The sequence below is a fragment of the Bradyrhizobium neotropicale genome (genome assembly GCF_001641695.1).
Lineage (GTDB): Bacteria > Pseudomonadota > Alphaproteobacteria > Rhizobiales > Xanthobacteraceae > Bradyrhizobium > Bradyrhizobium neotropicale.
The window spans coordinates 76,826-90,000 of record NZ_LSEF01000032.1 but is presented as its reverse complement, the minus strand read 5'-3'; the positions used below and the strand labels follow the sequence as shown (position 1 = coordinate 90,000).

The 13,175-nt window shown below is 60.8% G+C and carries 10 protein-coding genes, 2 tRNA genes and 1 rRNA gene; all 13 read right to left on the bottom strand.

Translation table 11 applies throughout. The features are described from left to right. Positions 1 to 292: 292 nt before the first annotated feature. Positions 293 to 368: transfer RNA gene (locus AXW67_RS08100), tRNA-Ala, on the bottom strand. A 33-nt stretch (positions 369 to 401) separates the two neighbouring features. Beyond that, positions 402 to 478: transfer RNA gene (locus AXW67_RS08095), tRNA-Ile, on the bottom strand. A gap of 229 nt (positions 479 to 707) precedes the next feature. After that, a 16S ribosomal RNA gene (locus tag AXW67_RS08090) occupies positions 708 to 2,198 on the bottom strand. Between the two features lie 1,023 nt (positions 2,199 to 3,221). Further along, positions 3,222 to 4,700, bottom strand: a complete 1,479-nt coding sequence (locus AXW67_RS08075; protein ID WP_063677438.1) for an aldehyde dehydrogenase — start codon at positions 4,698 to 4,700, stop codon at positions 3,222 to 3,224. Between the two features lie 67 nt (positions 4,701 to 4,767). Further along, entirely contained in the window at positions 4,768 to 5,571 is an 804-nt protein-coding gene (locus AXW67_RS08070) for an N-acyl homoserine lactonase family protein (RefSeq protein WP_063677437.1), read from the bottom strand. Between the two features lie 8 nt (positions 5,572 to 5,579). Beyond that, the gene (locus tag AXW67_RS08065; RefSeq protein WP_063677447.1) at positions 5,580 to 6,536 is read right to left on the bottom strand and encodes a Bug family tripartite tricarboxylate transporter substrate binding protein; all 957 of its coding nucleotides are present in this window, start codon (positions 6,534 to 6,536) and stop codon (positions 5,580 to 5,582) included. A 108-nt stretch (positions 6,537 to 6,644) separates the two neighbouring features. Next, the gene (locus AXW67_RS08060; RefSeq protein ID WP_063677436.1) at positions 6,645 to 7,532 is read right to left on the bottom strand and encodes an NAD(P)-dependent oxidoreductase; all 888 of its coding nucleotides are present in this window, start codon (positions 7,530 to 7,532) and stop codon (positions 6,645 to 6,647) included. 35 nt (positions 7,533 to 7,567) lie between these two features. Further along, a complete protein-coding gene (locus AXW67_RS08055) occupies positions 7,568 to 8,275 on the bottom strand; it encodes an ABC transporter ATP-binding protein (RefSeq protein WP_063677435.1) in 708 nt (235 codons plus the stop codon). Beyond that, complete coding sequence (locus AXW67_RS08050; protein WP_082907825.1) at positions 8,268 to 9,023, bottom strand: ABC transporter ATP-binding protein; 756 nt, start codon at positions 9,021 to 9,023, stop codon at positions 8,268 to 8,270. Before AXW67_RS08050 ends, AXW67_RS08055 begins: the two co-directional genes overlap by 8 nt. 2 nt (positions 9,024 to 9,025) lie before the next feature. Next, positions 9,026 to 10,012 (bottom strand): branched-chain amino acid ABC transporter permease, encoded by a 987-nt coding sequence (locus AXW67_RS08045; protein ID WP_063677433.1) that lies wholly within the window; start codon positions 10,010 to 10,012, stop codon positions 9,026 to 9,028. Then, complete coding sequence (locus AXW67_RS08040) at positions 10,009 to 10,878, bottom strand: branched-chain amino acid ABC transporter permease (protein ID WP_063677432.1); 870 nt, start codon at positions 10,876 to 10,878, stop codon at positions 10,009 to 10,011. The genes AXW67_RS08045 and AXW67_RS08040 overlap by 4 nt, the downstream gene beginning before the upstream one ends. Before the next feature lie 69 nt (positions 10,879 to 10,947). After that, a complete protein-coding gene (locus AXW67_RS08035; RefSeq protein WP_063677431.1) occupies positions 10,948 to 12,105 on the bottom strand; it encodes an ABC transporter substrate-binding protein in 1,158 nt (385 codons plus the stop codon). Positions 12,106 to 12,230: 125 nt separating this feature from the next. Then, entirely contained in the window at positions 12,231 to 13,169 is a 939-nt protein-coding gene (locus AXW67_RS08030) for an MmgE/PrpD family protein (protein ID WP_245315474.1), read from the bottom strand. Positions 13,170 to 13,175: the final 6 nt, after the last annotated feature.

The window sequence follows — 13,175 nt, the reverse complement described above, 5'->3', positions numbered from 1 at the left end:
CATTGACTAGAAAGACCAGCTTGCTTCGTAAGATCGTTCCGATAGCGAGGCGGTCAAGCTTCGCTAAAAGGATCATTTACAACTCGCAACCAACCTCACGGCCGGAAGCGAGCGCCGAAATGATCCGGAGATAATGAAGGCTCGCGCAACAATTGCTGCACGACCCAACTCGGATCGATCTCCTCTTTACGATGTCAGAAAACACGCACGTCACTGTCCATCCGGACTAGTGGGTGCGAAGTGATGTTTCGCGGACGATTTCGGTACAAGCTGCGCCGGCAATCAAACCATCTGGTGGAGCCAGACGGGATCGAACCGACGACCTCATGCTTGCAAAGCACGCGCTCTCCCAGCTGAGCTATGGCCCCGTAACCAGAAGACGAATGCTCACTCGATGAAAGTGGTGGGCCTGGGAAGACTTGAACTTCCGACCTCACGCTTATCAAGCGCGCGCTCTAACCAACTGAGCTACAAGCCCCTAACGCATATCCTTCGGAGGACAAGGGATCTTGCTCGCGTGCAGCCGGCCACTAGCGCCGAATGCAACCGCACAGCGCAGCCCCTGGCGCGTGTTCGTCCGCGAAGAAAGAGAAACGTAGACGGCGAAATCCCGCCAATGGAGCTCAACGATCTGGCGATCTGTTGGCCCCTGATGTTTCTAAAACGGTCCGATAGTGAGCGTGAGCTCTCTGAAGGACCATCCTTAGAAAGGAGGTGATCCAGCCGCAGGTTCCCCTACGGCTACCTTGTTACGACTTCACCCCAGTCGCTGACCCTACCGTGGCCGGCTGCCTCCATTGCTGGTTAGCGCACCGTCTTCAGGTAAAGCCAACTCCCATGGTGTGACGGGCGGTGTGTACAAGGCCCGGGAACGTATTCACCGTGGCGTGCTGATCCACGATTACTAGCGATTCCAACTTCATGGGCTCGAGTTGCAGAGCCCAATCCGAACTGAGACGGCTTTTTGAGATTTGCTAGGACTTGCGTCTTCGCTTCCCATTGTCACCGCCATTGTAGCACGTGTGTAGCCCAGCCCGTAAGGGCCATGAGGACTTGACGTCATCCCCACCTTCCTCGCGGCTTATCACCGGCAGTCTCCTTAGAGTGCTCAACTAAATGGTAGCAACTAAGGACGGGGGTTGCGCTCGTTGCGGGACTTAACCCAACATCTCACGACACGAGCTGACGACAGCCATGCAGCACCTGTCTCCGGTCCAGCCGAACTGAAGAACTCCGTCTCTGGAGTCCGCGACCGGGATGTCAAGGGCTGGTAAGGTTCTGCGCGTTGCGTCGAATTAAACCACATGCTCCACCGCTTGTGCGGGCCCCCGTCAATTCCTTTGAGTTTTAATCTTGCGACCGTACTCCCCAGGCGGAATGCTTAAAGCGTTAGCTGCGCCACTAGTGAGTAAACCCACTAACGGCTGGCATTCATCGTTTACGGCGTGGACTACCAGGGTATCTAATCCTGTTTGCTCCCCACGCTTTCGTGCCTCAGCGTCAGTATCGGGCCAGTGAGCCGCCTTCGCCACTGGTGTTCTTGCGAATATCTACGAATTTCACCTCTACACTCGCAGTTCCACTCACCTCTCCCGAACTCAAGATCTTCAGTATCAAAGGCAGTTCTGGAGTTGAGCTCCAGGATTTCACCCCTGACTTAAAGACCCGCCTACGCACCCTTTACGCCCAGTGATTCCGAGCAACGCTAGCCCCCTTCGTATTACCGCGGCTGCTGGCACGAAGTTAGCCGGGGCTTATTCTTGCGGTACCGTCATTATCTTCCCGCACAAAAGAGCTTTACAACCCTAGGGCCTTCATCACTCACGCGGCATGGCTGGATCAGGGTTGCCCCCATTGTCCAATATTCCCCACTGCTGCCTCCCGTAGGAGTTTGGGCCGTGTCTCAGTCCCAATGTGGCTGATCATCCTCTCAGACCAGCTACTGATCGTCGCCTTGGTGAGCCATTACCTCACCAACTAGCTAATCAGACGCGGGCCGATCTTTCGGCGATAAATCTTTCCCCGTAAGGGCTTATCCGGTATTAGCACAAGTTTCCCTGTGTTGTTCCGAACCAAAAGGTACGTTCCCACGCGTTACTCACCCGTCTGCCGCTGACGTATTGCTACGCCCGCTCGACTTGCATGTGTTAAGCCTGCCGCCAGCGTTCGCTCTGAGCCAGGATCAAACTCTCAAGTTGGACTTGAACTTTGAACCGGCTGATCACAACGTTTGACGAGGTCCCACCATTGTCGACCGAAATCGACTTGCTGTCTGCGATTCACATCGCGGACAACGATGGTGTTTCCTTTGAAACGTGTACCGCCGAAGTCTTTCGTCCTCTCTCAGTACTCAAAAGCCGAAGCTCTTAAGTGGTCCGAGAGGCGCAAGGACTCCGCCGTCCACGTTTCTCTTTCTTCATCTTCACTTGTCAAACAGCCCGGGACCGGAGAGGTCCCAACCTTCCTGAGAGGAAGGGTTCCGACACCCTTACCGACGATGAATGACTCCAACCGACTGGTGTCGATTGTTGTGTCACTCAACAAGGTGAGGAGCATCAGTGACGCGTTCGCTCGCCTTTGCCTCAAAGCCAAGGGAGCGCCCGACAGGCGGGCAACGCGGAAAAGGCTTTAGATGCTCACTCACCTGACTGCAAGCAGAAAAGTGAAATTTTCACTGCGCTAATTTTCTGGCGTCCGCGGAGTGCCCCATGTGAAGCATTTTCGACTTCCCCCGACCAAAGCCCGGCCCGTCATCTACGACAATGCGATCACGCAACTTGGGAAAGGCAAATTGGCGTCGCGCCGCTCAGCCTGATCGACGTCCAGTCCGCTGGCGCCGTTCGACGCAACTTGTCGATATCGTCATCCCGGTAAAGGTTGCTCGCGGCTTAGTTCAATCAGCAGTTGGCGCAAGTGGCTCGTCAGCTGCCGCTTTCGCTCGCTCTCCATGAAACCGATTTCCCGCCTCCCGTCGGGAAAGCCGAGACGCTCGATCCTGAGCCTGGGATTCTCCTCAAAGAGAGACCCACCTTCTCCGCTGCGGCAGCGAAACTGCCGTACTGCGATACGCATATGAATGTTCGCAGAGCCCGGATCGTCGCCATGCTTGCCCATCGACATATTTGAATTGTTTACTTGACAATAACTTCTAGTTTTTCTTTCGACGGCGCAAGCGCTAGCAACGCGCAGGACGACGAGACGCGGCTGGATCTGGCACCACCTCACATCTTGAGGGCAAACGGATCACGCTCTTCGTTTGAAAAATCGATCATCACGTTCTTGGTCTGCAAGAACTCATCCAGCGCCGCGACGCCGCGCTCCTTGCCGAAGCCGGACTCCTTGAATCCGCCGAACGGCGCCATCGCACTAGAGGCGCGGTAGGTGTTCACCCAAACCGTTCCGGCGTGGACAGCCCGCGACACGCGCAAGGCGCGCGACAGGTTCGTCGTCCAGATTCCGGACGCGAGGCCATATTTGCTGTCGTTGGCGATGCCGATCGCTTCATCCTCCGTGTCGAAGGGAATGATCGAGAGCACAGGTCCGAACACTTCTTCCTGGGCAATCGCCATCTTGTTCTCGACGCCGGTGAAGATAGTCGGCTCGATGAACAGGCCGTTGCCAAGGCCGTCGCCGGTCGCGGGCTTTCCGCCACACGCGAGAACCGCCCCTTCCTTCTGCGCATCGCCGATGCATTTGAGGATGCGCTCGAACTGCAGCTCGTTCGCCACCGTCCCCATGTCCGTCGTCTTGTCCAATGGATTGCCCAGCCTGATCTTGTGCGCCCGGGCAACGAGACGTTTCACGATGTCATCGTGAATGGAACGCTGAACCAAGAGCCGCGAGCCCGCGATGCATGTCTGCCCGGTTGCGCCAAAAATGCCGGCGAGAGCCCCGACAGTCGCCTTGTCGAGGTCGGCGTCCTCGAAGATGACATTGGGAGACTTGCCGCCCAACTCCAGCGTGACCGGGACAAGAGACCGGCCCGCTTCCGCCGCGATCTGGCGGCCGACATTCGGGCTTCCCGTGAAACTGACACGGTCAATTCGGCCGCTCGAGAGCAGCGCCTGCCCCGTCCTGTAATCGCCGGTGACGACGTTGACCACGCCTGCGGGGAAGCCCGCCTCGCGGACCAGCTCGGCGAATTCCAGCGTCGTCACCGACGCATGCTCGGACGGCTTGATGACGACGCAATTGCCCGCCGCCAGTGCCGGCGCGAGCTTGTTGGCGAGCAGCCCCATCGGCGAATTCCAGGCGGTGATGAGCACAGCGACGCCGATCGGCTCCCGGCGAGTGAAGTCGAACACATCGCGCTGGTCCAGCGGAATCGTATCGCCGAAGATCTTGTCGGCGCAGCCCGCGAAGAACCGGTAGGCACGTGCGGCAAAGTGCATCTGCCCGTGCGTCTCCCGGATGATCTTTCCGTTGTCGGTGCTCTCCATGATGGCGATGCGTTCGGCCTGCGCATCGAGCAGATCGGCGAGCTTGTTCAGCAAATTCGCGCGAGCCAGACCAGTGGTTTTGCCCCAGACGGATTCATAGGCTCGTCTCGCCGCCGCGATCGCATCGGCGACCTGCGCGGGCGTTGCCTGCGGCACCAACGCCCAATCCTCGCGGCTATAGGGGTTTATGGCGGCAAACCATTCCTGGTTCGGTGCACTCACCGTTTCGTTGGCAATGGCAATTCCGTACTTCTTCGGCATGGTCGATGGTCTCCGCAACTGGCGAATTGTGTGTCTGATCCGGATGGTGCGTCTGGCGGCTGGTGCTTTAGGCGGGGCTTCCGCGGGGATCGGCGTCCAATCGCGCAATCCCGTCGATCCCCTCGCGCGCGGCGGGAAACAGCGAGAGCACCTGCCGGTCGTGACCCGGAACAATGTGCGACGGGCTATCGGCCAGTTTCCGGATGACCGCAAAGCCGTTCAGCATCTGGTTCGTGTCGAACAACACCGGGAATGGCCGGCGTTGCAAGATGTTGGCGTAGTAGTGCGAGGCGTCCGAGGCCAGCACCACGTAACCGCGGCGCGTCTTCACCCTCACGACCTGAAGTCCCGCGGTATGGCCGCCCAGCCAGTGCAGGGATATTCCATCGTCGAAATCGGAGTTAGGATCGTGAAGGGTCGCGCGCCCTTCGAAGTTTCGCCTGACGATATGGCTGACGTCCTCTGCGTTGTAGGCCTTCTTCTGCTCGGCGTCGCACATGCAGCGGCCCGTGCAGAAATGCATCTCGCGCTCCTGCACGTGATACCGCGCCCGCGGAAACAGGTCGTGGTTGCCGGCATGATCCCAATGCATGTGAGTGAGTATGACGTCCTTGACGTTATCGGGGTTGATGCCGATCTGCTTGAGGCCTTCGGCGACCGGCCGTGTGACGGCATAATTACGCGGCCTACCCGCCTTCTCGTCGAAGCCGGTATCGACGATCACCGTGCGGTCCTGACCAACCAGCGCCCAGACGAAGAAATCCAGCGGCATCGGCGTATCCGGCACATCGCTGTTGTCGATGAAGTTCTCCGATGCGCGGCGCTCGTCTTTCCTGGCGTATCGGATCGCATAGATTTCATACTCGGACATGTCGGTACCTACTGGCGTTCGATGCCAGCTTCCTTCGTTGTCGTGGCCCACAATTCGATGTCGTCCTTGACGTGTTTGGCGAAATCCGCCGGGCCGATCCATTGGGCTTCGAAGCCGATATCGGCGAGGCGGCTCCGGATCTCGGGTTCTGCAAGGACCTCGCGCACCCCTTCCGAGAGCTTCGCGACGATTTCCGGCGGCGTGTCCTTTGGTGCGAACAGCCCGGACCATGCGGAGATATTGATGAACGCGAGCCCGCCCTCCTTCATGGTCGGAATGTCAGGGAATTGCGAACTGCGGGCCGGGTTCGTGGTTGCGATCGCACGCGCCTGGCCTGCCTCCACCTGCGAGACCGCAGGCGCCATATCCATGAACGTCATCGATACACGCTGCGCGATGATGTCGGTGACGACCTGCGGGCTGTTCCGGTAGGGCACGGCGGCGATATCGATGCCCGCGCGGCGCTTGAACGCCTCGCCGGACAATTGGCCAAGCGCGTTGGCATAGCCGAACGTCAATGTGCCCGGCTTGCTCTTGGCCAACGCCACGAGATCGGCAACGCTTTTGACGGGCAGGCCGGGATCGACAATCAGGAAATAGGGAAACAAGCCGAACTGCGAAATCGGAACGAAGTCGGCGATGGGATCGTACTGGATCGACTTCAGAATGCTGGGATTGGCAGCATGCGTGGAGGTGCCGCCGACCAGCAAGGTGTATCCGTCCGGCGCCGAGCGTGCCGCGGCCGTCGCGCCCAGCGCTCCATTAGCGCCGACGCGATTGTCGATGACGATCGTCGTCTTTAACAGCTCGGACAGCCGCTGAAACACGATCCGCGCAACGCCATCGGTCCCGCTGCCGGGCGCAAACGGCGCGATTACCGTAATGCGTTGCGAGGGATAGTTTTCCGCCGCTGCGTGGCTCCAGCCTGAAAGAAGCAGCGCGATCGTTAACACCAACACCCGCACGAATCCCTCCCCTTGATTATCTATCGCTCTTGCGTCGACCCTGATGTCGGCGCCGGGATGGCCGGTCGGCAAGCATTGCCGCAGGCCATCTTCACGCATCCGTCGTCGCTATTTGGAAGAACGCTCGATGATCTTCACGATCACCGGCCAGTAGTTCGCTCCGAAACCGCTCCGCGAGGCCTCGGTCAGAAGACTGGCGCCGAGCGCGGCTTCTTTCGCGTCGATTCCGGCATCCCGCGCCATGTCGAGCGCGTAGGAGATGTCCTTTTGCATGTAGTCGGTCGAGAAGACCCGCTCGGGAAATTCGCGCGCGGCAACCGCCTTGTAGCCGTGATTGCGCAGCGCAAAGCTGTCCGCGGAGCCCTTGGAGAGCGCATCGAACAGGGTCTTGGTCGACACGCCGGCCGATTCCGCGATCGCGGCGGCCTCGCACAGCGCGGTCACGGTCCCCACGACCACCATGTTGTTGAGGATTTTTACGACCTGCCCCGATCCGACCTCGCCGCAATGCGTGACCTCGCTGGCAAAGCAGCGGAGCAGCGGCTCGATGCGGGTGAACACCTCCGGTGTCGCCCCGACCGAAATCGCAAGTGTGCCCGCCTCGGCCGCCGCGCGGGTGCGGGCAACCGGGGCATCCGCATAGTCAGTTCCCTTCACGGTGAACCTGCCGGCGAGTTCCCGCGTCAATTTCAGCGGGCTGGTGGAGAGATCAACGATGGTCTGGCCAGCGCGCGCGGACTCGAGCAGCCCACCGGGCATCTCGCATATCTTCTTGAGGTGCTCGCCGCTGGGCATCGAAATGAAGACGATGTCGGCTTTCGCCACCGCGGAGACCGACCCGACATCGACCGCACCGACCTGAACCAGGCGCGCCACAGGTTCGGCGTTGATGTCGTGGATCAGCACTTTCTGCTTCGTTTTCTGCACGAGGTGCCGGCACATGGGTTCACCCATGACGCCCAAGCCGATGAAACCGAAGGTGAAAGAGGCAGTCATGTCGTTACTCCGGGATTTCCAGACAGAGAAAGCATTCAGATACCGAGATAGGCGCGCCGCACATAGTCGCTGGCCAGCAGGTCTTTGCCCTTTCCGCTCAGCGCGACCGCGCCGGCTTCGAGCACGAAGGCCTCGTTGCAGAGATTGAGTGCCAGCTTTGCGTTCTGCTCGACCAGGATGATCGACATGCCGATATCGCGATTGATCTCAACGATGATGCGCGCAATCTCGTCGACGATGATCGGTGCAAGCCCCAGCGAAGGTTCATCCAGCAGCAACAGGCGTGGCCTCGCCATCAGGGCGCGGCCGATGGCAACCATCTGCTGCTCGCCCCCCGACAACGAGCCCGCCATTTGGGTGCGTCGCTCCACGAGGCGCGGAAAATATCCGTAGATCTGGTCCAGCGTCTTCTTTTGCTGTGTCGCGTCACGCTGCGAATAAGCCCCCACCAGGAGATTGTCGAGCACGCTCATCTGCGGGAAGACGCGCCGTCCTTCTGGCGAAAGCGCGATACCGCGGCCAACGCGCTGCGGCGCCGGGACGCCGTCAACGCGTTCGCCGTCCAGATAGATCTCACCGGAGCTGACCGCCTTGAGACCGATGATGGCCTTCATCGTGGTGGTCTTGCCTGCGCCGTTCGAGCCGATCAGGGAGACGATGGCGCCATTGGCGACGGTCATGCTCAGATTGCGGACCGCCGAGAGGGCGCCGTAGGCGACGCTGATACCACGAACCTCAAGCATCGACCGCCTCCTTGCCGAGATACGCCTCGATCACGAGCGGGTTCGACACGACGTCCGCGGGAGTTCCGTCAGCGATCAACGTGCCATGATCCAGCACCACGACGCGATTGCACAGGCCCATGACGGTACGCATGTGATGTTCAACCATCACCATGGTGACGCCGCGCTCCGACTTGACCCGGCGAAGAACCGAAGCAAGTTCTGCTGCCTCCTCGGGATTGAGTCCCGCGACCGGCTCATCCAGCATCAGGAGCTTCGGTTCGCTGGCAAGGGCAATCGCGACGCCGAGGCGGCGCTGCTCGCCGTAAGAGAGTTCGCGCGCCTTCAGATCCGCACGGCGCCTCAGCCCGAACAGGTCGAGAACATGATACGCCTTCTCTTCGGCCGCGACCCGCCATTTGCGCGAGAGAAACCCGCTCCACAGGCCGGTCAGGCTTGTGCCCAAGGTGCCGCGAGCGACATTTTCGATGACGGTGGCTTCCGGATAAACGGTTGCGGCCTGGAAGGTCCGCGACAGACCTTGGCGAACCGTTTGATTGGCCGGTTGCCCCGAGATGTCGCGGTCCAGAAACCGGACCGTCCCTGCCGACGGTCTCAGCACGCCCGAAATCACATTGAACAACGTGGTCTTGCCCGCGCCGTTCGGACCGATCAGGCCAAGAAAATCTCCCTCGGAGACTTTGAAGGATACGTTGCGGACGGCGACAAGCCCGCCAAAGGACCGCTTCAGGCTCTCGACTTCGAGCATGCTCACGTCACTTCCTCCGCCACGACCGCGGCGCTGGTCCTCGCCACCCGCTGGCGCGAGCGCCAGGTCTGGACGAGGCTTGCCAGACCGTTCGGCACGAACATCAGGCAGAGCACGAGCATGGTCCCGTAGATGATGTGCTGCAGCCCTTCGGTGGATCGCAGCAGCTCCGGCAAGGGTGTCAGGACGAGCACGCCAACAACCGGTCCCAGCACACCGTCACGCCCGCCGACGACCAGCATGGTCAGGTAGGATACGGACTCCCAGAACGTATATGAATCCGGCGAAATGAAGCGGAGATAATGCGTGGACAAGGCTCCGGCGAAGCCCGCGATGCCCGATCCGATCGTAAAGGCGATCACCTGGACCCGATGCGTGTCGATGCCGCTCGATTCCGTGAGGCGCTGGTTCTCGGCGGTCGCCGCCATCATTGTGCCCAGCGGCGAGCGGTAGAGCAGCCAGGTCAGGAGCAGCGTCGTCAGAGCGCAAGCGAGCGCAAAGGGATAGAATTGCGGCTTGGCGCGAAGAACGCAGCCGAAGATCGAGATCGGGGGCACGCCAACGAGCCCGTTCGCGCCGCCCGTGATCGAGCTCATGTCCAGCGCCAGCAGCACTACAATCTGGCTGAACGCAAAAGCCACCAGCACGAAGTACACGCCGCGCAAACGCAGGATGATCCAGCCAAGGGCGGCGGCGATGACGGCTGCGGTCAGCCCTGCGATGAACAGGGTCAGCAGAGGCGGCCATCCCTTCATCGACAATAGAGCCGAAACGTATCCGCCGACCAGCGCAAAACCGCCATGGCCCATGGATAGCTGCCCCGCGCGCGCAATGATGGCGAGGCCCAGCACGAGCATGAGGTTGATGCAGCCGACTGTCGCGAGGTGGATGTAGAATTGGTTCGGCGCGAACCAGGGCAGCAGCACGGCAAGAAAGACCGCCACCGCAACCGCGACGTAAGACATCGGCTTTGTCGTGGACGGATTCATGCCTCGCGCTCCTTTCGACCCAACAAGCCTTGCGGGCGCAGCAGCACGACGCCGATCACGACCAGGAATTGCAGGATCTCGGAGAGCGAGGCGCTGACGAAAGTGCCTGCGAAGCTTTCGATCAAGCCGATGAGCAGTCCGCCAACCACCGCGCCGGGAACACTGCCAAGCCCTCCGATGACGACGATCACGAAGGCTTTCAACGTCGGCGCCAGACCGATGAACGGCGAAACCGAGAGGACCGGCGCCATGAGAACGCCGGCGAATGCCGCAAGGCTGACGCCCAGCACGAACGCGGCGGGAAAGATCACGTCGACGCGAATGCCCTGCACCTGGGCAATCTCGGCGTCCTGGGCCACGGCCCGCATCGCGCGGCCAATTCGGGTATGCCCGATCAACAGGTTGAGCAACACGACGGCGACGATCGCCCCGATGATGACAACAAGCCGTGACCAGGGGAATACGATGCCGCCGACGGACAGAACCCCGGAGAGGACAGGCGGCACCGTGCGGGCCGAGGATCCCCACAACAGCAACGCGCTATTCTGCAGGATAAGCGCGACGCCAACGGACGCAATCATGCCGTTCAGCTCGTTGCCGCGAAACCGGCGAAAGACAATTCGCTCCATCAGCAGCCCGAGCAAGGCCGTGGCGCCGATCGCGAGCAAAACGCTGACGGCGAACGGCATGCCGTTGCTGCCGTAGAGAATGGCGAACAGGAAAGCGCCGACCATGTAGAACTCACCATGCGCAAAATTGACGATGCGCATGATGCCGAACACCATGGTGAAGCCTATGGCCATCAACACATAGATCATGCCGACCATAAGGCCGTTGACGACCGTCTGGGCCAAAATGATGTCCATGCTCACGGGATGACGACTCCAATCATATCGGCGAGGCGCGGAAAGCGCCTCGCCTGTTTCAGCGATCGCTTACCGGCACGCGTTGACGTCGCAGGTCGCCACCTTCGTGACAACGCCGTCCTTGATCTGTCCCACGTAGAACGGAAGATCGATCTGGTGCTTGATTCCGTATTTCTGCTGACCAGTCCAGCCGGCCTTGCCCATCGCTGTCGGGACGTCTGACAGTCCATCGAGCGTCGTTGCGATCTTCGTCGTGTCGTCCACGGTGGCGGCCTTCTTCATGGCCGTGAACAACATCTGCAGGCCGGCATAGAAGAATGGGCTGAAGCCGTTCATGTTCTGCCCATACTTGGCCTTGAAGCGGGTCACGTAGGCCGCCGTATCTGGCAGGCTGGTGTCGATGGGCAGATGAACGTAGGTGCCTTCGGCCGCATCCTTGCCAGCGACCTTCAGCATTTCGGCGGCGACATCGCCGCCGGTGACGAATACCGGACCGCGGTATCCGAGCTCGCGAGCCTGCTTGAGAATGAGGCCGGCGGTGGTCGGCGAGTTGCCGCCGAGCTCGAGGCCGTCGGCCTTCATCAGGATGCGCGTGAGGATGGGCACGAAGTCGACGCGCTCGCGCTCGAAATACTCGACCTGCAGCTTGGCTCCGGCCTTGGCGTAGGAATTGAAGTTCGCTACACCGATTTGCTGCCCGGTCTCATCATTCGGAAGCAGCGACACGACCTGCTTGGCTGCTGTATTCTTCGCAAGCCAGGCAACCTGTGGGTCAGAGAACTCGCCGGTGGTGATCACGGGCCGATAAGCGAACGGCGCGTCGGCCCCAAGAGCGCGCGGCGTGAAAGCCAGCGTCATGGTGATGACTTTCCCGGAGGTGGTCTGGTCCTTCGTCGCCACTGCCGCCGCCGAGCCCATCGGACCGACCACGAAGTGAATTCCGTCCTGGATCATGAGGCGATCCATGGCCGTGACCGCGTCCGCAGCGCGATAGCGGTCGTCATATTGCTTGATCAGGATCTTGTAGCGCTTGCCAGCGACCTCGAGGCCGCCGTCCTTGTTGACGTCTTCGGCGGCAAAATCAGTGGCAGCGAGCATACCTTCGGCAAACGCGGCGCCTGCACCGGAAAAGCTGGCATGCACGCCAATCGTGACACTGTCTTCGGCCCGGGCGGCGGAACAGACGACCGACGCGGCCAGCACGGCAACCAACTCAAAACGCTTCATTCCAATCTCTCCCCAGATGTTGCTCTTGTCTGCCTTGCTCGTTTCTTTTCAGGCTCGGCTTTTTGTTGTCAGGTGATGCTTGTCATTTGCGATGGCGGCTTGACGCCATCGTCCTCATTCGCGGGTCAAGGAACCCAGTTGGTCTCCTCCGGCTCATGCGTTCCGCGCGGCGCGAAGACGACCTTCTTTGGCGCTGCTCGGGTGCCGCGTCCCTGTAACAGACGCGAAACCGTCGCGAGATCGTTCACCTTATCGATCGTCTCGAGCCGCTCGAACAGCGGAGCGACGTCATCGCGCCGCAAGACGGCACCGGCCTGCTGATCGAACTGATCCCAGAGATCGGCTCCCGGTGGCGATTGGACCGCAAGAAGATCGAAAGCTTCCGCTCCCGGCAGACCGTCGCCAGCGGCGCGCTGGTCGCCTCCGATCATCTCGTGGCAGGACGCCTCGTCCATCGCTTCGGCCAGCAACGCGGCGAGCAATCCATTTCTCAGGCTTTGGCCGACCATGAGTGCTTCAGGTCCGCCCTGTCCGGCCGCGGAATTGCCGGCATTTGCCACCCCGGCCATGAGCAGCGCGGCTGCAATCTTCGGGCGGCTCAATTCGAGCAATCGGGCCGCGGCTGCGACGCTGCCCAGCAAGGCGGATCCGAGCTGGCCGGCTGACGGCGGTAGCGCGAGCGAACGCGAAATGTCAGCGCCTGAAATCACTGCGTCAATGAACTCTTGTCCGGTTTTCCCGCGCTCCTCGCAGAGCCCGAACAGGGAAACAACAAAGGCTCCGTTCGCAGCATCGGGTGATGCTTCGGATCCGGCTACGGCTGCCGTGGCGTTGATCAACGCGGCATCGACCGCGCTCGTGCGCCGTTCGGTACCGAACACAAGCGACGGGCCGCCGGGCATGGCAACACCGGGGTTCGCCAGCAATGCCGTCGTGATGGCGGCCGGCGCGCCGGACAGCGTCCGGCCAAACGCCGTGATGACTGCTGCCCGCGCTCGTCCCAGGGCCTTCGCATCTCGCGGCTGCGGATCGTAGGCACTGATCCGCTCCGCCAGGCTCGACATCGTGGC